Raw genomic sequence first — 17,429 nt, 5'->3', positions numbered from 1 at the left:
CGATGGCGATGGCCGAGGTCAACGGAGTCCGGCTGCACTATCAACAGCTGTCCTGCGAACGCACGGAGGGTGAGGTCGAGGACGTGGTGCTGATCCACGGCCTCGCCGCCAACCTGGCGTTCTGGTACATGCAGATCGGCCACGCCCTGGCCAAGCACTACCGGGTGACCATGTACGACCTGCGCGGCCATGGTCGTTCGAGCATGCCGCTGCGCGGCTACACCCCGGCCGAGCAGGCCGAGGACCTGCGCCAGCTGCTCGACTGGCTGGGCATCGGCCGGGCGCACTTCATCGCCCACAGCTTCGGCGGCACCATCGCGCTGAACCTGGCCTGCGAGCAGCCCCAGCGCTTTCGCAGCCTGACCATCGCCGACACCCACATCGCCGCCATCCGCAACGTCGGTTGCGACTGGCGCTATGCCGACCATATCCAGCGCATCCTGGACGACAACGGCATCCCGCTGAACACCCGCGAACCCTATTTCGGCTATCGCCTGCTCAAGGAGGCGGCGACCCTGCAACTGAACCAGCGCGAGCTGCCCGAGGCCCTGCGCGAGCTGATCAACCCGCTGATGGGCGCGTCCGGCAAGCGCACCGCCGACCAGTGGGTGAAACTGCTGGAGACCACCGCCGCCCAGGACGAACTGATGGGCGACGACGGCCTGGTGGTGGAGCGCCTGCGCCAGCTCGATTTCCCGCTGCTGGCGATCTACGGCGAGCGCTCCCAGGCGGTGACCACCGGCGAGCTGCTGCTGACCGTCTGGCCACGGGCGGACTTCCGCCTGGTGCGCGGCGCCGGGCATTTCTTCCCGGCCTCGCGGCCGCAGAAGCTGATCCGTTCCTTCACCTTCTTCCTGCGCAGCGTCAGCGGCCGGCGCCAGGGCCGCGCTGACGACGCCGAGGCTAGACCCTACTTCCGCAGCGACCGTATCTACAGCCGCGCCGAACAGTGGTTCTACGCCACCCGCGAGGGCAGGGAGCAGGGGCCGTTCGACGGCTTCGAGGAGGCGCTCGACCACCTCAACGCCTTCATCGCCGAGGTGCTGGCGCGCAAGACCCGGGCCGGCTCGATGTTCAACCTGTCGAGCAAGGTGCGGGTACCGGCCGGGCTCGGCGAGGACGACTTCCGCCTGATCGCCCGCAACGGCTTCGGCGACGGCGTCAACGCCTACGCCCACGCCATGGCCTGGTTCAACGACTACCTGTACGTGGGCACCACCCGCGGCAATTTCCCGCTGATGAAGGCGCGCCTGCCGATCAGCATGGACCCCTGGCCGGTGGAGTGCCCGGCCAACCCCTTCGATCTCGACCTGCACGCCGAGATCTGGCGCTACAACCCGCGCACGGACGAGTGGAAGCGGGTGTTCAAGGCGCCCACCATCGTCGGCAGCGACGGTTCGCGGATTCCCCGCGAGCTGGGTTTTCGCGGCATGTGCGTGTACCCCGGCAGCGCCGGGCGCAAGCCGTCGCTGTTCGTCAGTACCTGGTCGCCGGCCAAGGGGCCCGGCCCGCTGCTGCTGCGCAGCGAGGATGGGCTGAAGTTCACCCCCAGCTGCGAGCCGGGCCTGATGGGCCTGCCGGTGACCACCATCCGCACCATGGTCAGCTTCAAGGGGCGCATGTACACCACCCCGGCCGGCTCGCGCGGCGGCAACCCCAATGTCTCGTCCCACTCCATCGTCTACGAGAGCGAGGCTCCGGAGGAGGGGCACTGGGAGCCGGTCAGCGACTTCGGTTTCGGTGACGAGGGCAACAAGACCATCTTCGAGATGTGCGCCTTCGGCGACCACCTCTACGTCGGCACCTTCAACCTCAAGGGCTACCAGATCTGGCGCAGCACCTGCGACCGCAAGCCCTACCAGTGGGAGCAGGTGATCGCCGACGGCGCCGGCCGCGGCCCGCTCAACCAGTCGGTGCTGAGCATGTACCCGTTCAAGGGCGCGCTGTATGTCGGCAGCGCCATCCAGGGCGGCGGCATCGACCGGCAGAACGGCGTCGGCCCGGCGCCGCCCGAGCTGATCCGCATCCGCCCGGACAAGAGCTGGGACCTGCTGGTGGGCGACGCGCGGCAGACCGAGGGCGGCTGGAAGGAACCGCTGTCCGGCTACATGGCCGGCTTCGACAACTTCTTCAACGGCTACTTCTGGCGCATGGCCGAGCACGAGGGCTGGCTCTACCTGTCGACCTTCGACTGGAGCGGCCTGCTCGGCTACGCCCGGCGCGACAGCTGGCCGGAGCCGTTCCTCAACATCGTCAACGAGGTCGGCGAGAAATTCATCTTCGAGCGCCAGTCGGGCTTCGACCTGTACCGCAGCTACGACGGCGAGAACTGGGTGCCGGTGACCACCGACGGCATGGGCAACCCCTACAACATCGGCATGCGCACCATCGTTTCCTCGCCCTACGGCCTGTTCCTCGGCGCCGCCAACCCCTTCGGCCCCAAGGTCTGGCCGCTGGGCGGGGACCGCTACATCGACAACCCGCGCGGCGGCTGTGAGGTGTTCTTCGCCCCGCGCAAGCAGATGACCTCGGCCGCACCCAGTGCCGGTATCCGTGACCGGTCGAAAGGAAGCCCCGTGCTATGAACGGCAACATCTCCGCGAAGAAAGAATCGGACCTGGGCGACGCCCGCAAGATCGCCACGCCGCTGCTGCTGCGCAAGGGCCTGCAGGTGTTCCTGCGCAACGGCCGGCAGGAGCCGCTGTACGTGATCGTCGACCCGGCCAGCCAGCAGCAGTGGGAGCTGGAGACGCACCAGTTCTTCGTCCTGGAAATGCTCCAGGTGGACGAGGAGTTCGTCGCCATCGCCGCCAGCTACGAGCGGCGCTTCTCGCGGATGCTCAGCCGTGGCGACCTGGATGCGCTGCTGGTCGGGCTGATCGACCAGCGCCTGCTGGGCCTGGCCGCCGCCGCCCATCCGCTGGTGGCGCAGTACCGCGAGCAGTTGCAGGAAGACCTGCAGCGCCTGCTGGAGGAGAAGGTGGCGCGCTTCCGCGACAAGGCCGCGCCGCCAGCCAGGCGCCAGTCTCCCGCGCCGGCGCCGGTCACCATCACCGCCGTGCCGGTGCAGGCCGCGGCGCCCGCCGGTGGCGCGGCGCAGCAGCCGGGCGCGGGGGCTTCCAACGACGCCCGGCGCGGCGACGCCGACCATCTGCAGGCCGGCGTGCGCGATTCCGCGGGCATGGACGACACCCTGCGCATCCCGGTGCTGCACCTGTTCAACCCGCACCGCCTGCTCAAGTCCATGCAGGGCTGGACCGAGCCGCTGAAGTACGGGGTGTTCGTCCTGCCACTGCTGTTCGCCATGGCCCTGGGCACCCTGATCAACAACTTCGCCCTGGCCCGGCTCGACGCGGCGACCATGCTGTCCGGCATGGGGGCACTCGGCCACGTGGTGTTCAGCCTGTTCACCGTCAACCTGCTGTGCACCCTGACCCTGGCGCTGACCGCGCAGAAGTACCGGGGCACGGTGTACAGCCTGTCGCTGGCGTTCATGCTCGGCTTCCTGCCGCGCTTCCTGCCGCGCATCCGCCACCTGGTCGGCCTGAGCCGGCGCGAGCGCCTGTGGCTGCATGGCGGGCCGGTGCTGATGCGCCTGGCGCTGTTCAGCCTGGGCGTGTTCACCTGGTACCTGACCCGCGCCTCCAACGGCCTGCTGCCGGCCGCCGGCCTAGCCCTGGCGCTGACCAGCGCGGTGGCTCTGCTGCTGACCCTCAACCCGCTGTCGAAGAGCAGCGGCTATCACCTGATCGCCGTGCTGGTGGACGAGCCTCAGTTGCGTGGCAAAGCCTTCAAGGCGCTGTTCGGTCGGATCAGGGGCAACGCCTATCGCGAGGCCAACGACACCGCGCTGATGGCCTACGGCCTGGCCTCGGTGTTGTACTCGGTGCTGCTGTTCGTGGTCGCGCTGCTGCTGATCGGCAGCTGGCTCAAGGTGCATTTCGGTGGCACCGGCGTGCTCGCCGCGGTGGTGCTGATCGGCTACCTGAGCGTGCTGACCTACCGCAAGTTCAAGTCGGCCAACGAGATGTACGAGCGCGCCGTGCAGTTCGAGCGCTGGAAGCGTCGCCGCCTGCCCGAGAACCTCGAACAGAAGGTCGGCGCCCAGCCCTCGAACAAGACGGCCCGCTATACCGGCCGGGTGCTCGCGCTGTCCCTGCTGATCTGCCTGTTCCTGCCCTATCCCTACGAGCCGGGCGGCTCCTTCGTGATCCTGCCGACCGAGCAGCAGCAAGTGGCCAGCGACATCGGCGGGATCATCACCGAAGTGCTGGTGGAAGGCGGCGAGCAGGTCAAGGCCGGCCAGGTGCTGGCGCGCCTGGCCACCGGTGACTACGCCGGCCACGTGAAGATCGCCGAGGCGCGCATCGCCGAGGAAATGGCGACTGTCGCCGAGCTGAGGTCGCGTCCGCGCCTCGAGGAAGTGGAGGTCGCCCAGCGCAGCCTGGACATGGCGCGCACCCAGACCCAGTTCAGCCAGACCAATCACCAGCGCCATATGACCCTGCTGGCCAAGGGCGGCGTTTCCGCCCAGCAGGCCGACCAGGCTCGCCGCCAGTACGAGGTGGACCTGATGGCGGTCAAGGTGGCCGAGGCCAACCTGGCCCTGGCCAGGACCGGCGCCACGCCCGACACCATCGCCGCCGCCGAGGCCCAGGTGCAGCGTTGGAACAGCGAGCGCGACCTGTACCTGGCGAAGATCGAGCGCTCCCAGCTGCGCGCGCCCATGGACGGCAAGCTGATCACCCTGCTGCTGCGGCAGAAGGTCGGCAAGTTCCAGCCGCCGGGCGAGCCCTTCGCCGTGGTGGAGAAGGCCGACCGGGTGTTCGCCGAGATCGAGGTGCCGGAGACCGAGATCGGCTACGTGCAGCCGGGCGCTGTGCTCAAGGTCAAGCCGCTGGCCTATTCCGAGCGGTTGTTCGACGGCACGGTGACGCAGATCGACGCCAACGTGATCGAGAAGGCCACCGGCAAGTACGTCAAGGTGCTCACCACCATCGACAACCCCGCCGGCGAACTGAAGTCGGGCATGACCGGCTACGCCAAGGCGGCCGGCGAGACCCTGCCGGTGTGGAAGGCCTTCACCCGGGCGATCTTCCGCTTCATCGACGTGGAACTGTGGTCGTGGATTCCCTGAACCCCTAGCCCGGATGAAATCCGGGGAGGCTGGCGGCTCCGTCCCCGGATTGCATCCGGGCTACGGACCAGACCGAGCCTGGTAGGGTGCGCCGCGCGCACCGCAAAGACCGTCAGGTGCGCACTGCGCACCCGACGAAAAACACCGGCCGAGGCCGGTGTTTTCGTTTGCGTCGGCGATCAGGCCGCCGGAACGGGCAGCAGCTCCTTCAGCGGCCGGCTGTCGTCGGCCAGCTGCTCGGCGGTCACGAGGATACCCTCGGCGACCAGGCGCTTGGCGGCGATAAAGTCCTGCGGGCGGTTCACCGTGTCGGCGGCCAGTACCTTGCCGTCCTTGAGGTAGAAGGCGCTGAAGCTGTCGCTCAGTGGGTCGCCGCGCAGCACCAGGCGCTCGAAGCCTTGCGACAGGCCGACCATCTTCAGCTTCAGCTCGTACTGGTCGGACCAGAACCAGGGCACCGAGGCGTAGCTCTTGTGGAGCTTGCCGGCCATGGCTGCGGCGGCCACCCGGGACTGTTCCAGGGCGTTGGGCACCGACTCCAGGCGCAGGCGGCGGCCGAGCACCGGGTTGGGGTGGTTGGTGCAGTCGCCGGCGGCGTGGATATCCGGGTCGTCGGTGCGGGCGTACTCGTCGACCAGGATGCCGTTGTCCACCGCCAGGCCGGCCTCGGCGGCCAGCTCGGTGTTGGCGATCAGGCCGATGCCGACCACCACCAGGTCGGCCTCCAGGCGGCTGCCGTCGGCGCAGAGCACGGCGCTCACGGCGCCGTCGGTCAGCTCCAGGTCGGCCACCAGCACACCGGTGCGGATGTCCACCCCGGCCTCGCGGTGCTTGCGTTCGTAGTAGGCCGACAGCTCGGCGGCGGTGACCCGCTGCAGCACCCGCGGCAGGGCTTCCAGCACGGTGACCTGCAGGCCCTGGGCGACGGCGGCGGCTGCCACCTCCAGGCCGATGTAGCCGCCGCCGACGATGGCCAGGCGCTTGCCGGGTGCCATCTGCGCGCGGATCAGCTCGACGTCGTCCAGGGTGCGCAGGTAGTGGAAGTTGGCGCAGCGCTCGGCCGCCGCGGCATTCGGCACGGCCAGCGGGCGCGGGCGGCCGCCGGTGGCGATGGCCAGCTTGTCGTAGGCCAGCTGCTTGCCGTCGGCCAGCTCCAGACGCTTGTTGGCGCGGTCGATGCGCACCACCCGCACGTTGCCGAAGAACTCCACGTTGGCCTTGTCGTAGGCCAGCTGCGGGCGGATCGACAGGCTGGTCTTCTCCACGCTGCCGGCCAGGTAGGCCTTGGACAGGGGCGGGCGATGGTAGGGCAGGTGCGCCTCCTCGCCGAGCAGCAGGATGCGGCCCTCCCAGCCCTCGTTGCGCAGGGCGATGGCCAGTTCGCCGCCGGCATGGCCGGCGCCGATGATGATGGCGGTGGAGGAAGCAGCGTCTGTCATGGTGGCCTCGGGCGTCGGGAAAAACTGGCGGCTAGTGTATGCATCCAGGCGGGCCAAGTCCCGGCCGAAGATGCCAATCGTCATGCCGTTGCCGCAATGCCCCTCGGGGCCGGCGTTCGTCCTCGCGGGCTGTCGATGGCGGGCTTCCCTGTTGACCCGTGCCAGGCTTTTCTATAGTTGAAGCAAACCAGCCGAAGTCGGACTGCGGTATCGATGAATATTTCTACGGACAGCGGAGGAAGTTTGCGCCGTTGGTGGCAGAGGCCGACGATCCTGTCGCTGGCCCGGATCTTCGTCGTTCTGGTCTGCGTATCGCTGGTGGCGACCGATGGCTGGCTGATCTGGAAAGCCCGCCAGGTGCAGTTGCGCGACGCCGAGATCGAGACCTCGAACCTGGCGGCGGCGCTGGCGCGGCAGGCCGGCGACACCCTGAAGAAGGCCGACATCGTGCTGCTCGACCTGGTCGAGCGCCTGCAGGTGGACGGCACCCGGCACGGGCAACTGCAGCGTCTGCAGGGGCTGATGCGCCAGCAGGTGCAGCAGCAGGTCGAGCTGCACGGCCTGTTCGCCTACGACCGGGACGGCAACTGGCTGGCCAACTCGTTCGGCGAGATCCCGCCCGGCGCCAACAACGCCGACCGCGAATACTTCATCTACCACCGCGAGCACCCGGACGACCACGGCGCCCACGTCGGCGTGCCGGTGCGCAGCCGCACCACCGGCGACTGGATAATCCCGCTGTCGCGGCGGGTCGAGGACGACCAGGGCAATTTCCTCGGCGTGGCGCTGGCGACCATCTCCATCGACTTCTTCCGCCGCTTCTACGGCACCTTCGACATCCGCGAGAGCGGCTCCATCAACCTGGCGCTGAACAACGGCACCGTGCTGATCCGCGTGCCCTACACCGACGCCTCCATCGGCTCCAGCCTGGCCCATGGCCCGATCTTCAGCCAACTGCTGCCGCACAGTCCGTCCGGCACCTCGGTGTTCCCGTCGATCGTCGACGGCGTACGGCGGGTGTACAGCTACCGGCAGCTGGAGGAATACCCGCTGGTGGTGGTGGCCGCGCTGGCCGAGCGCGACATCCTGGCGGACTGGCGCGAGGACACCAACCGCCAGCTGTTCGTGGTGATCCTGCTGGCCAGCCTCCTGGCGCTGTTCGGCTTCTACCTGCTGTACCTGATCAAGCAGAGCCAGAAGGCCGAGGTGGAGCTGATGGCCACGCGCGACGCGCTGCGCAGCTTCAACAAGCGCCTGGAGCAGCAGGCGCTGGAGGACGAACTGACCCGCCTGGCCAACCGCCGCCGCTTCCTGCGCGCCCTCAGCGAGGAGTTCGCCCGCGCCGTGCGCAGCCGCAAGCCGCTGGCCCTGGTGCTGTTCGATGTGGACTACTTCAAGCAGTACAACGACCTCTACGGCCACGTCGTCGGCGACGAATGCCTGCGCCAGGTGGCCGAAGTGATCCGTGGCGGCCAGCGGCGCCCCGCCGACCTGGCCGCCCGCTACGGTGGCGAGGAGTTCTGCCTGCTGTTGCCGGAAACCGACGCCCAGGGCGCGCTGCAGGTGGCGGAGAAGATCCGCCTGGCGCTGGGGGAGCGGGCTCTGGAGCACGCCGGCTCGCCCTGGAAGCGCGTCAGCATGAGCGCCGGCGTGGCCGTCTGCCAGCCGTCCCCGGACGAACCCGACGACGGCGGCCCCGAGCGGCTGATCCAGGGTGCCGACAGGGCGCTCTACGCGGCCAAGGCGGCCGGCCGCGATCGGGTGGTGCTGCACGACGACAAGGTGGATCAGACGATCGGCTGAGCCATTGGCGCCGGCGAGCGATTACTCCACCAGCGCCGCCTTCGCCGCCGCCCGGGCGTGCAGCAGGGTGGTGTCGAACAGCGGCACGCGGGCGTCCGCGTCGCCCACCAGCAAGCCGATCTCGGTGCAGCCGAGGATCACCGCTTCGGCGCCCCTCTCGACCAGGCGCTCGATCACCTGGCGGTAGGCCTGGCGCGATGCCTCGCGCACCTGGCCCAGGCACAGTTCGTCGTAGATCACCCGGTGCACCAGGTCGCGGTCCGCCTCGTCGGGCACCAGCACCTCGATGCCGTGGTGGTTTTCCAGGCGCTCGCGGTAGAACGGCTGCTCCATGGTGAAGCGGGTGCCGAGCAGGCCGACTCGGCGCAAGCCCGCCTCGCGGATGGCCGCGGCAGTCGGGTCGGCGATATGCAGCAGGGGGATGTCCACGGCCCGCTCGATGCCGTCGGCCACCTTGTGCATGGTGTTGGTGCAGAGCACCAGGAAGTCCGCGCCGGCCCGTTCCAGCGCCGCCGCCGCCTCGCCCAGCAGCGCGCCGGCACGGTCCCACTCGCCGCTGCGCTGCAGTTGCTCGATCTCGTGGAAATCCACGCTGTACAGCACCAGGCGCGCCGAATGCAGGCCGCCCAGTTCGGCCTTCACCGCTTCGTTGACATGGCGGTAGTAGGGCAGGGTGGATTCCCAGCTCATGCCGCCGATCAGGCCCATGGTCTTCATCGCTGTCTCCTCGTGGGTCGAGCCCCCATGGTGCGTCGGCATGGCCTCGTCGGGCAGCTACAGTGGGCGACGAATCCGGGCCTACAGTCCCTGGACGGACGGGCGGCATTTTTCTCCCGGCTGAGGAATAATGCGCGGCTTTCCCGTCAGGCTCCCAGCATGTCCCGGCCACCGCTGCACGTCCGCCCCAGCTACCTGCACCTGCCGCCGGGCGACTGGCCGACCGTGCTCGACTGCCTGTGCGCGCGCTTCCCGCGGATACCCCGGCAGACCTGGGAGGCGCGGATGGCGCGGGGCCTGGTGCTGGACGACCGGGACAACCCGCTGGACGCCACGACGCCGTACCGCGAAGCCATGCGCGTGCGCTACTTCCGCGAGATCGACAACGAGCGCCGGATACCCTTCGAGGCCCAGGTGCTGCACCAGGACCGGCACCTGCTGGTGGCGGACAAGCCGCACTTCCTGCCGGTGATGCCGGCCGGCGACTACGCCGAGGAAACCCTGCTCACCCGCCTGGTGCGCGACACCGGCAATCCGCACCTGGCGCCGCTGCACCGCATCGACCGGCACACCGCCGGGCTGGTGCTGTTCTCCGCCGACCCGGCCAGCCGCGGCGCCTACCAGGCGCTGTTCCGCGAGAAACGCATCGACAAGCGCTACCAGGCCATCGCCCCGGCCCTGCCGCAGCACGAATTCCCCCTGCGCCGGCACAGCCGCCTGGAGAAGGGCGAGCCGTTCTTCCGCATGCGCGAAGTGGCGGGCGAGCCGAACAGCGAGACCCTGCTGGAAGTGCTGGAGCGGCGCGGCGACCTGTGGCGCTACCGGCTGTTCCCGGTCACCGGCAAGCAGCACCAGTTGCGCGTGCACATGGCCGCCCTGGGCGCGCCGATCCTCAACGACACCTTCTACCCCGAACTCGTCGACGAGAAGGGCGTGGACGACTTCGCGCGGCCGCTCAAGCTGCTCGCCCACAGCCTGGCCTTCACCGACCCGCTGAGCGGCGAGCCGCGCCGCTTCGAGAGCCGCATCGAGCTGGAGTGGTAGTCAGCCCGCGCGCAGCCGCGCCAGGTCGCGTACCGGCGGTTCGCCGAACAGGCGGCTGTATTCGCGGCTGAACTGGGACGGGCTCTCGTAGCCGACCTTGTAGCCGGCGCTGGATACGTCCAGGTTCTCGCACAGCATCAGCCGCCGCGCTTCCTGCAGGCGCAGCTGCTTCTGGTACTGCAGCGGGCTCATGGCGGTGACCGCCTTGAAGCGGTGGTGCAGGGTGGAGGTACTGAGGTTAGCGACCCGGGCCAGTTCGTCGATGCGCAGCGGTTCGTCGAAGTGGCGGTTCAGCCATTCGATGGCGCGGTTGACCCGGTGCGCCTGGCTGTCGGCGGTGGCGATGTCGCGCAGCAGCTGGCCCTGGGGGCTCTGCAGCAGGCGATAGAGGATTTCCCGCTGCACCAGCGGGGCGAGCATGGCGATGTCGCGCGGGGTTTCCAGCAGGCGCAGCAGACGCAGGACGGCGTCCAGCAACGGGGCGTCGATGGGGTCGACGTGCAGGCCGCGGCCACCGCTGCGGTTGGGCACCCCGAGCGGGCCGGCGGAGGCCAGCAGGCTGCCCAGCTCGCCGGGGGCGATGTCCAGGCGCAGGCTGAGGTAGGGCGCCTCCGGCGAGGCCAGAGTGACCTCGCCCTTGACCGGCAGGGGGACCGAGGTCACCAGGTAGTGCAGCGGGTCGTAGCAGTAGACCTCGTCTTCCAGGCGCACCTTCTTCTGGCCTTGGGCCATGATGCACAGGGCGGGGCGGTACAGGGTGTGGGTGATGGGCGAGGGCTCGGCGGCGCGGAACAGCGCCAGGTTGGGCACGGCCGTCTCGACGACGCCGTCCGCGGGGCAGAACTGGGCAATCAGCCTGGCCAGTTCCTGGCGCTGGGTTTCCACATGGGGCTCGGTAACGGGTGCTGGCATGGCGGGTCTCCGGTTGCCCGCAGCTTAATCCGCGTAGCGGGGGAAATCCCGCCCCGGCGGCGATATCGGCAGGAATGGGCAAGGCGCCCGCAGTTTTGTGCAGATCGCCTCAGTGGGCGAATGCGCCATGCAGCCGCTGGTAGCGTCCATCCCCCTTCAGGCGCTCCAGTGCGTCGCGCCAGCGTTGCACGTCCTCCGCCGAGGTCTGCCGCGACAGGGCGATGTAGCCCCGGTCCTGGCCCAGCGACACCGCGTTCGGCGTCACCTCGTCGACGCCCACCCCGGCGTCCGCCAGCTTGCTCGCCAGGTCGCTGTCGGCGGAGGCCACCAGCCGCACCCGGCCGGCGGCCAGCATGCGGAAGCAGCCGGCATAGGAATTGGCGCGGCGCAACCGGGTGAAACCGCGCTCGCCGAGCAGGCGGTCGTGCGAGCTGCCGTTGAGCACGCACACCGTCAGCCCCGCGGCGTCGCCTATCTCGCGGATGCCGGTCGGCTGCGTCTTCAGTTCGTACAGGTAGTCGGTCTCTTCCAGGGTGGGGCCGACCCAGTGCACCAGGTGCTCGCGATCCGGCGCGCGGCTGAGGTTGAACAGCACCACGCGGGGGCGCGACTGCACCAGCAGGAGGCCGCGCGCCAGCGGCACCTCGACCATCTCGTCGGGCAACCCCACTTCCTTCAGCAGCTCGCGTACCAGCTCGACGTGGAAGGCGCGCTTGCCCGCATGGGGAACGCCGTGCAGGGTACCGTCGACGACGTGGGCCTGATTGCCCAGGCTGTGGGTGTAGACCTGCCAGTCCGCCCCGTATGCTGGGAGCAGGGCGAGCATCAACAGGGTGGTCAGCAGGCTTCTCAAGACCGGTCTCGGCGGTTCGTGGGTGGCGGCAGAGTGCAGCTTCCGGGCCGCCCGTGCAACCGGCTAGGGGAGTCGGAGCATCGGCAGGATCGTGCAATCGGCGCGCAGTTTCCGGCTAACGCGACCGGTGCTGCGGGCGCCATGCTCTGCAACGTCGAGGGCGCCCGTTCAAGGAGAAGCATGCCATGGCATCGATTGCAGAGAGACGACGCGCCGCCGGGCAGCCAGCCTGGTCATGGCCGGGCGGAGCCGCGGCGGTCACCAGCCTTGCCCGCTTCCAGGCCCGGGAGGGTGCCGGCGAGGAGCTGGGCCGTTGCCTGCGCGAGCTTCAGGCGCTGGCCCGTGGCGATGCGGCCTGCCTCGGCTGCGAACTGTTGCGCGAGTCGGCCGGCGACGCCTGGCGACTGAGAGGGTACTGGACGTCCGAGCAGGCGCTGGAGGCGCACTTGCGGTTGCCGCCCCTGCAGTTGCTCGGGCGACTGGTGAGCGGCGGCCTGGTGCGGCACATGGAGATGCGGGTGGAGCGCTACTCCACCGCGCTGGCGTCGTAGCGGTAGGCGCCGCTGTCCAGGTCCAGTTCGATGCGGACGTTCCACTGGCTCTGGTCGTGGCCGTTCTCGACCTGCCCCTCGATCTGCAACTGCGAGCCGCCATCGCTGGAACAGGCGAGGCGGGAGAAGCTCAGCTCGGCGTGGTCGTTGTTGACCTCGGCGAAGCCGTAGCCCCGCTCGACTTGCCAGGTTTCGCCGGCGTGGTCGGGGGTGACGCGGTCGACGAAGATCAGGTCCTGGGCGTACATCGTGAAGCGCAGCAGGCGCAGTTCGTTGAACTGCTCGCCCTGTTCCCAGGTGCCGCATTCGATCACCTGGCGCAGGTTGGCGAAGCGCTCGCGGGCCTCGTCGTAGCCGACTTCCCGGCCCAGGGCCATGGCCTGGCCGGCGATGCAGAGGCCGAGCAGGCCGCAGAGCAGGGCGCGCATCAGCCGCAGCTCAGGCGGATGATGGTGTCGTCCTCGTCGATGTCGATGTTCAGGCGCCGCGGGTTGTACTCCAGGGTGACCGCCTGGTTGGGCGCGGTCACGCGCAGGTGCTCGGCGCCGGATTCCACGCGGGCCTCCTCGGCCATCTCGGTGGTGATGCGCTTGTCCACCAGATGCTGCACCGCCTCTGCGTCGCAGCGGCCGTCGCCCTTGGCGGCGGCCGGGCCGTCCTGGTCCGGGGAGGAGGCGCAGCCGGCCAGCAGGCCGGCGAGGAGCAGGGCGGGGAGGGGATGGATGCGGGGCATGGCGGACGTCCTTGGCAGCTGGAACAGGCCCCCACCGTGCCACCGTCGGCTCGCCCAGGCAACCGCCCCGGTCACAATACGCGATACACCTGCCCGGTCTGCCGGCCCTCGGCGCTCTTGGCGTAGGCCAGCGCCACGGTGGCCGCCGGCACCGCCCTGAAGCCACGGAAGTAGGCGCCGTAGGCGGGCAGCGACTCTTCCAGCACGGTCGGGCTGACGCTGTTGATGCGCAGGCCGCGTGGCAGCTCGATGGCGGCCCCGCGGACGAAGCCGTCTACCGCCGCGTTGGCCATGCTCAGGGCGCTGCCGTGGCGGATCGGGTCCTCGCTGAGCACGCCGGAGGTGAGGGTGAAGGAGGCGCCGTCGTTGGCGAACTCGCGGCCGATCAGCACCAGGTTGACCTGGCCCATCAGCTTGTCGTCCAGGCCAACGGCGAACTCCTTGGCGGTCAGTTCCTCCAGCGGGCCGAAGTGGCCGTTGCCGGCGGCGCTGATCAGCGCATCGAAGCGGCCGGTGCGCTCGAACAGGCGGCGGATGGAGTCGGGGTCGGCGATGTCGACCTGCAGCTCGCCGCTGGTGCGGCCGACGCGGATGATCTGGTGGCGGTCCTTCAGCTCGTGGTCGATGGCACGGCCGATGGTACCGCTGGCGCCGATGAGGATGATCTTCATGGTGAAACTCCCGTGTGGGTGGATGACGGGGACCAGCTTAGGCGAGGTTCTGTTGCCAATAATCCAGGCAACGTGAAACCTTTGGTTCTCAAAAGGAAACAATGAGAGCCCACCATGAGCGATCTGGAAGACCTGGCCGCCTTCGCCCTGCTGATGGAGGCCGGCAGCTTCACCGCCGCCGCCGAGCGCCTGGGCTGCAGCAAGGGCCAGCTGTCCAAGCGCATCAGCGCCCTGGAGCGCGGCCTCGGCAGCCAGTTGCTGCACCGCACCACCCGGCGCCTGCACCTGACCGCCGCCGGCGCCGCGCTGCTGCCCGAGGCGCAGGCGCTGCAGGCCCAGGCCCAGCGCGCGCGCCAGGTGGTGCGCGGCCTGCAGGAAGAGGTCAGCGGCACGGTGCGGCTGACCGTGCCGGTGTCCCTCGGCGAGACCTTCTTCGACGGGCTGCTGCTGGACTTCGCCAGCCGCCACCCGCAGGTGCGGGTCGAGTTGGATCTGGCCAACGCCTATCGCGACCTGCTGGCCGAGGGCTTCGACCTGGCCATCCGCTCCAGCCAGCAGCCGGACGAGCGTCTGGTGGCCCGGCCGCTGTTCGCCCTGCAGGAGATCACCTGCGCGGCGCCGGGCTATCTGGCGCGCCAGCCGGTGCCGCGCACGCCGGCCGAGCTGGCCGGGCACAACTGCCTGCTCAACACCCACTACAGCGGCTTCGAGGAATGGCTGTACCACCGCCAGCACCAGCTGGAGCGGGTGCGGGTGTCCGGCCAGCTGGCCAGCAACCACTACAGCCTGCTGAAGAAGGCGGCGCTGAGCGGCGCCGGGGTGGCCCGCCTGCCGTCCTACATGGTCCAGGAGGAACTGGCCGACGGCCGCCTGGTCTGGCTGCTGCGCGACTACCAGACGCGCAGCACGCCGGTATTCCTCGTCCACCCCTGGCAGGGCGGCCTGCCGCGCCGCACGCGGGCGCTGGCCGACTACCTGCTGGGCTGGTTCGAGCGCAGCCGCCAGGCCCTGGATGGCCTGCGCTAGGTGTTGTACGAAAAGTGCCTGCGCTCGGCGATGCGTTGTTAAAAATCGGTTCGGAATGCTCATGTACCACTCGTACACTCCGCTTCCTCACCGGTTTTTGCCTAGCCTCACCTTCGCTCGGCCGACTTTTCGTACAACCCCCTGGTCTCCCGACCGATGCAACCAGATGAAACACTCCCCGGCGGATCGGGTTTGCTCCGGCCGGGCGGGTGTAGTAAGACTGGGCACAGCGATTCATCCGGACCGGGATCGTCCCGGTCCGTTTTCGGTTGTGCGGCATGGTGGGGGAGCGCGTCGACGGCGACGCGCGATACCGGGCAGGCAGCCACAGAGGAGACGCTTAACCCGCCCGGACCTTGCAGCCGCCGACCTCAGGAAAGCGAGGAAGCCCTATGCAAGTTCAAGTTCACACGAACCAGATCGAAGGTAGCGCCAGGCTTCAGGAATGGGTCAGCGCCGAGATGGCGGACCGGCTGGAACACTTCGACGAGATGCTGACCCGGGTGGTCGTGCACATCAGCGACGAGAACGCGCAGAAATCCGGCAGCGACGACAAGCGCTGCCAGATCGAGGCCCGGCTGAAGGGTCACCAGCCCCTCTCCGTGAGCCACAAGGCCGACGCCGTGGGGGCGGCCATCGACGGCGCTGCCGAGAAGATGCGCCACGCCCTGGAACACCTGGCCGGCCGCCTGGAGGCCAGGGGCGTTTCCACCGGCCGCATCGCCGAGACCGCCGAGACGGAATCCACCGATTCGCTGCTGGAGGAGGAGTTCTTCACCCGGCAGCGTGATCTGGAGCGTGGCTGACGGCCACGCTCAGGCAACCGCCCCTCACGGGGCGGTTGTCGTTTCAGTGGGCGCCGCGGATTGTTTAGCCGGCGCTGAACTGAGTGTGTAGAAAATCCGATTTAACCGCGGCTCGCGGCCATGCGAGTCTCACCGCCATGAGCTTGTCCCGCCTCCATTCCCGTCGTTGCCTCCGCCCGCGCCTGCTCAGGGCCGTCGGCACCGACGTGCTGCTCCCCGAGATCCTGGCCTTCTGGGCGCTCTGGCACTGTCGCCACGCCCGGCCACCGGACGCCCGCCCCGCTATCGTCTGAACAACGTGGCCGCGCCATGCACGCGGCCGCCATCCGACTTCTTGTCTGCCGTCATTCCAGACAGAGCGCCCCCTGGCGCAAAGCGAGGCTCCATGCGATTCGCCCCCCTCGAGGAGGCCCAGGCCTTCCTCGAAGCCAACCCCGATATCGAACTGTTCGAACTCTTTGTCCTCGACGCCAACGGCGTGCCGCGCGGCAAGCTGCTGCACCGCGAGGAGCTGCCGGCGCTGTACGAGAGCGGCCGGCCGTTGCCCAGCACCATGCTCGGCCTGACCCTGCATGGCGAGGACGTGGAAGACTCCGGCCTGGTCTGGGAGGTGGGTGATATCGACTGCCGCGCCTACCCGCTGTCCGGCAGCCTGCAGCGCATGCCCTGGCGGCGCATCCCCACCGCCGCGGTGCAGGTCAGCCTGCACCCCACCGAGGGTATGCCGGCCACGGTCGCCGACCCGCGCCACCTGCTGGTGCGGGTGATCGACGGGCTGAAGGCCGACGGTTACCACCCGGTGATGGCCTGCGAACTGGAGTTCTACCTGCTCGACCAGCAGCGCGACGCCCAGGGTCGCCCGCAACCGGCGCTGGACGCCGACGGCGGCCGCCCGCGCAGCACCCAGGTGTACGGCCTGCGTGAGCTGGAACAGATCGAACCCTTCCTCGCCGACCTCTACGCCGCCTGCAAGGCCCAGGGCATCCCGGCGCGCACGGCGATCTCGGAATACGCGCCGGGCCAGGTGGAGATCACCCTGGAGCACGGCGACGCGCTGCAGGCCATGGACCAGGCCGTGCGCTACAAGCGCCTGGTCAAGGGCGTGGCGCACCGGCACGGCATGCAGGCCTGCTTCATGGCCAAGCCGTTCGACCATCTGGCCGGCACCGGCATGCACATGCACGTGAGCCTGGCGGACGGGCAGGGCGACAACCTGTTCGCCAGCGAGGCGAAGGAGGGCAGCCCGCTGCTGCGCCAGGCGGTCGGCGGCATGCTCGCCAGCCTGCTCGACTCGCTGCTGCTGTTCTGCCCCAACGCCAACTCCTACCGGCGCTTCCAGGCCAACAGCTACGCGCCGCTGGCGCCGACCTGGGGCGTGGACAACCGCACCGTATCGCTGCGCGTGCCGGGCGGCCCGGCACCGACCCGGCATGTCGAGCACCGCATCTGCGGCGCCGACGCCAACCCCTACCTGGCCGCCGCGGCCATCCTCGCCGGCATCCACCGCGGCATCCGTGAGCGCCTCGATCCCGGCGCGCCGGTGGAGGGCAACGGCTATGCCCAGGCCACCGAACACCTGCCTACCGACTGGCTGGCCTCGCTGCGCGCCCTGGAGCGCTCCGACTGGGCGCGTGAGGCCTTCGGCGCCGAGTTCCTGGGCGTCTACCTGGCGGTGAAGCGCGCCGAATACCGCCAGTTCATGGGCGAGGTGGGCGAGCAGGACTGGCGCTGGTACCT

General features: G+C 69.3%; 16 protein-coding genes. 9 read left to right on the top strand and 7 right to left on the bottom strand.

What is annotated here, in order from left to right:
• Nucleotides 1-2 precede the first annotated feature (2 nt).
• Nucleotides 3-2,585, top strand: a complete 2,583-nt coding sequence (locus N7640_RS18825) for an alpha/beta fold hydrolase (RefSeq protein WP_279905040.1) — start codon at nt 3-5, stop codon at nt 2,583-2,585.
• Nucleotides 2,582-5,137 carry an efflux RND transporter periplasmic adaptor subunit gene (locus N7640_RS18820; protein WP_279905041.1) on the top strand — a complete coding sequence of 852 codons (2,556 nt, stop codon included), beginning with the start codon at nt 2,582-2,584 and terminating at the stop codon, nt 5,135-5,137. The genes N7640_RS18825 and N7640_RS18820 overlap by 4 nt, the downstream gene beginning before the upstream one ends.
• A gap of 179 nt (nt 5,138-5,316) precedes the next feature.
• Here N7640_RS18820 and N7640_RS18815 read toward each other — a convergent pair whose 3' ends face one another.
• Nucleotides 5,317-6,576, bottom strand: a complete 1,260-nt coding sequence (locus tag N7640_RS18815) for an FAD-dependent oxidoreductase (RefSeq protein ID WP_279905042.1) — start codon at nt 6,574-6,576, stop codon at nt 5,317-5,319.
• A 243-nt stretch (nt 6,577-6,819) separates the two neighbouring features.
• Here N7640_RS18815 and N7640_RS18810 point away from each other — a divergent pair, with 243 nt between their 5' ends.
• Nucleotides 6,820-8,379 (top strand): sensor domain-containing diguanylate cyclase, encoded by a 1,560-nt coding sequence (locus N7640_RS18810; protein ID WP_279905043.1) that lies wholly within the window; start codon nt 6,820-6,822, stop codon nt 8,377-8,379.
• A gap of 21 nt (nt 8,380-8,400) precedes the next feature.
• On the opposite strand, the gene N7640_RS18805 is transcribed toward N7640_RS18810, so the two are convergent.
• Nucleotides 8,401-9,096 carry an aspartate/glutamate racemase family protein gene (locus N7640_RS18805; protein ID WP_279905044.1) on the bottom strand — a complete coding sequence of 232 codons (696 nt, stop codon included), beginning with the start codon at nt 9,094-9,096 and terminating at the stop codon, nt 8,401-8,403.
• Nucleotides 9,097-9,255: 159 nt separating this feature from the next.
• Between N7640_RS18805 and N7640_RS18800 the strand changes: the two genes are divergently transcribed.
• Entirely contained in the window at nt 9,256-10,140 is an 885-nt protein-coding gene (locus N7640_RS18800) for a pseudouridine synthase (RefSeq protein ID WP_279905045.1), read from the top strand.
• On the opposite strand, the gene N7640_RS18795 is transcribed toward N7640_RS18800, so the two are convergent.
• Together N7640_RS18795 and N7640_RS18790 are read right to left on the bottom strand one after the other, a co-directional pair.
• Nucleotides 10,141-11,052, bottom strand: a complete 912-nt coding sequence (locus N7640_RS18795) for an AraC family transcriptional regulator (protein ID WP_279905046.1) — start codon at nt 11,050-11,052, stop codon at nt 10,141-10,143.
• Nucleotides 11,053-11,161: 109 nt separating this feature from the next.
• Nucleotides 11,162-11,905 (bottom strand): transporter substrate-binding domain-containing protein, encoded by a 744-nt coding sequence (locus N7640_RS18790; protein WP_279905047.1) that lies wholly within the window; start codon nt 11,903-11,905, stop codon nt 11,162-11,164.
• A 185-nt stretch (nt 11,906-12,090) separates the two neighbouring features.
• Here N7640_RS18790 and N7640_RS18785 point away from each other — a divergent pair, with 185 nt between their 5' ends.
• Nucleotides 12,091-12,456, top strand: coding sequence for an antibiotic biosynthesis monooxygenase (locus N7640_RS18785; protein ID WP_279905048.1), 366 nt, complete (start codon nt 12,091-12,093; stop codon nt 12,454-12,456).
• On the opposite strand, the gene N7640_RS18780 is transcribed toward N7640_RS18785, so the two are convergent.
• The 3 genes from N7640_RS18780 to N7640_RS18770 form a co-directional block, all read right to left on the bottom strand.
• Nucleotides 12,432-12,884: a hypothetical protein gene (locus tag N7640_RS18780; protein WP_279905049.1), complete on the bottom strand. Its 453-nt coding sequence runs from the start codon at nt 12,882-12,884 to the stop codon at nt 12,432-12,434. The two genes, N7640_RS18785 and N7640_RS18780, sit on opposite strands and share 25 nt — an antisense overlap.
• Nucleotides 12,884-13,189 carry an I78 family peptidase inhibitor gene (locus N7640_RS18775; RefSeq protein WP_220812770.1) on the bottom strand — a complete coding sequence of 102 codons (306 nt, stop codon included), beginning with the start codon at nt 13,187-13,189 and terminating at the stop codon, nt 12,884-12,886. The genes N7640_RS18780 and N7640_RS18775 overlap by 1 nt, the downstream gene beginning before the upstream one ends.
• Nucleotides 13,190-13,260: 71 nt before the next feature.
• Nucleotides 13,261-13,860 (bottom strand): short chain dehydrogenase, encoded by a 600-nt coding sequence (locus tag N7640_RS18770; RefSeq protein ID WP_279905050.1) that lies wholly within the window; start codon nt 13,858-13,860, stop codon nt 13,261-13,263.
• 114 nt (nt 13,861-13,974) lie between these two features.
• On the opposite strand from N7640_RS18770, the gene N7640_RS18765 reads away from it, so the two are divergent.
• From N7640_RS18765 to N7640_RS18750, 4 genes are all read left to right on the top strand, one after another.
• Nucleotides 13,975-14,886, top strand: a complete 912-nt coding sequence (locus N7640_RS18765) for a LysR family transcriptional regulator (protein ID WP_279905051.1) — start codon at nt 13,975-13,977, stop codon at nt 14,884-14,886.
• Between the two features lie 392 nt (nt 14,887-15,278).
• Complete coding sequence (locus N7640_RS18760; RefSeq protein WP_279905052.1) at nt 15,279-15,692, top strand: HPF/RaiA family ribosome-associated protein; 414 nt, start codon at nt 15,279-15,281, stop codon at nt 15,690-15,692.
• Nucleotides 15,693-15,829: 137 nt separating this feature from the next.
• A complete protein-coding gene (locus N7640_RS18755) occupies nt 15,830-15,985 on the top strand; it encodes a hypothetical protein (RefSeq protein WP_279905053.1) in 156 nt (51 codons plus the stop codon).
• A 92-nt stretch (nt 15,986-16,077) separates the two neighbouring features.
• Nucleotides 16,078-17,429: glutamine synthetase family protein (locus N7640_RS18750; protein ID WP_279906220.1), on the top strand; the 1,352-nt coding region annotated here is incomplete at its 3' end.

Source organism: Pseudomonas sp. GD04015 (assembly GCF_029837675.1).
Classification (GTDB): Bacteria; Pseudomonadota; Gammaproteobacteria; order Pseudomonadales; family Pseudomonadaceae; genus Aquipseudomonas; species Aquipseudomonas paralcaligenes.
Note: the sequence above shows the minus strand (reverse complement) of the source record. Positions and strands in the feature narration are given on the sequence as shown.

Bases quoted from the DNA above. Each gene is read 5' to 3' on its own strand.
- N7640_RS18825 (WP_279905040.1), top strand. From the start codon at position 3: ATGGCGATGGCCGAGGTCAACGGAGTCCGGCTGCACTATCAACAGCTG.
- N7640_RS18820 (WP_279905041.1), top strand. From the start codon at position 2,582: ATGAACGGCAACATCTCCGCGAAGAAAGAATCGGACCTGGGCGACGCC.
- N7640_RS18815 (WP_279905042.1), bottom strand. From the start codon at position 6,576: ATGACAGACGCTGCTTCCTCCACCGCCATCATCATCGGCGCCGGCCAT.
- N7640_RS18805 (WP_279905044.1), bottom strand. From the start codon at position 9,096: ATGAAGACCATGGGCCTGATCGGCGGCATGAGCTGGGAATCCACCCTG.
- N7640_RS18800 (WP_279905045.1), top strand. From the start codon at position 9,256: ATGTCCCGGCCACCGCTGCACGTCCGCCCCAGCTACCTGCACCTGCCG.
- N7640_RS18795 (WP_279905046.1), bottom strand. From the start codon at position 11,052: ATGCCAGCACCCGTTACCGAGCCCCATGTGGAAACCCAGCGCCAGGAA.
- N7640_RS18785 (WP_279905048.1), top strand. From the start codon at position 12,091: ATGGCATCGATTGCAGAGAGACGACGCGCCGCCGGGCAGCCAGCCTGG.
- N7640_RS18780 (WP_279905049.1), bottom strand. From the start codon at position 12,884: ATGCGCGCCCTGCTCTGCGGCCTGCTCGGCCTCTGCATCGCCGGCCAG.
- N7640_RS18775 (WP_220812770.1), bottom strand. From the start codon at position 13,189: ATGCCCCGCATCCATCCCCTCCCCGCCCTGCTCCTCGCCGGCCTGCTG.
- N7640_RS18770 (WP_279905050.1), bottom strand. From the start codon at position 13,860: ATGAAGATCATCCTCATCGGCGCCAGCGGTACCATCGGCCGTGCCATC.
- N7640_RS18765 (WP_279905051.1), top strand. From the start codon at position 13,975: ATGAGCGATCTGGAAGACCTGGCCGCCTTCGCCCTGCTGATGGAGGCC.
- N7640_RS18760 (WP_279905052.1), top strand. From the start codon at position 15,279: ATGCAAGTTCAAGTTCACACGAACCAGATCGAAGGTAGCGCCAGGCTT.
- N7640_RS18755 (WP_279905053.1), top strand. From the start codon at position 15,830: ATGAGCTTGTCCCGCCTCCATTCCCGTCGTTGCCTCCGCCCGCGCCTG.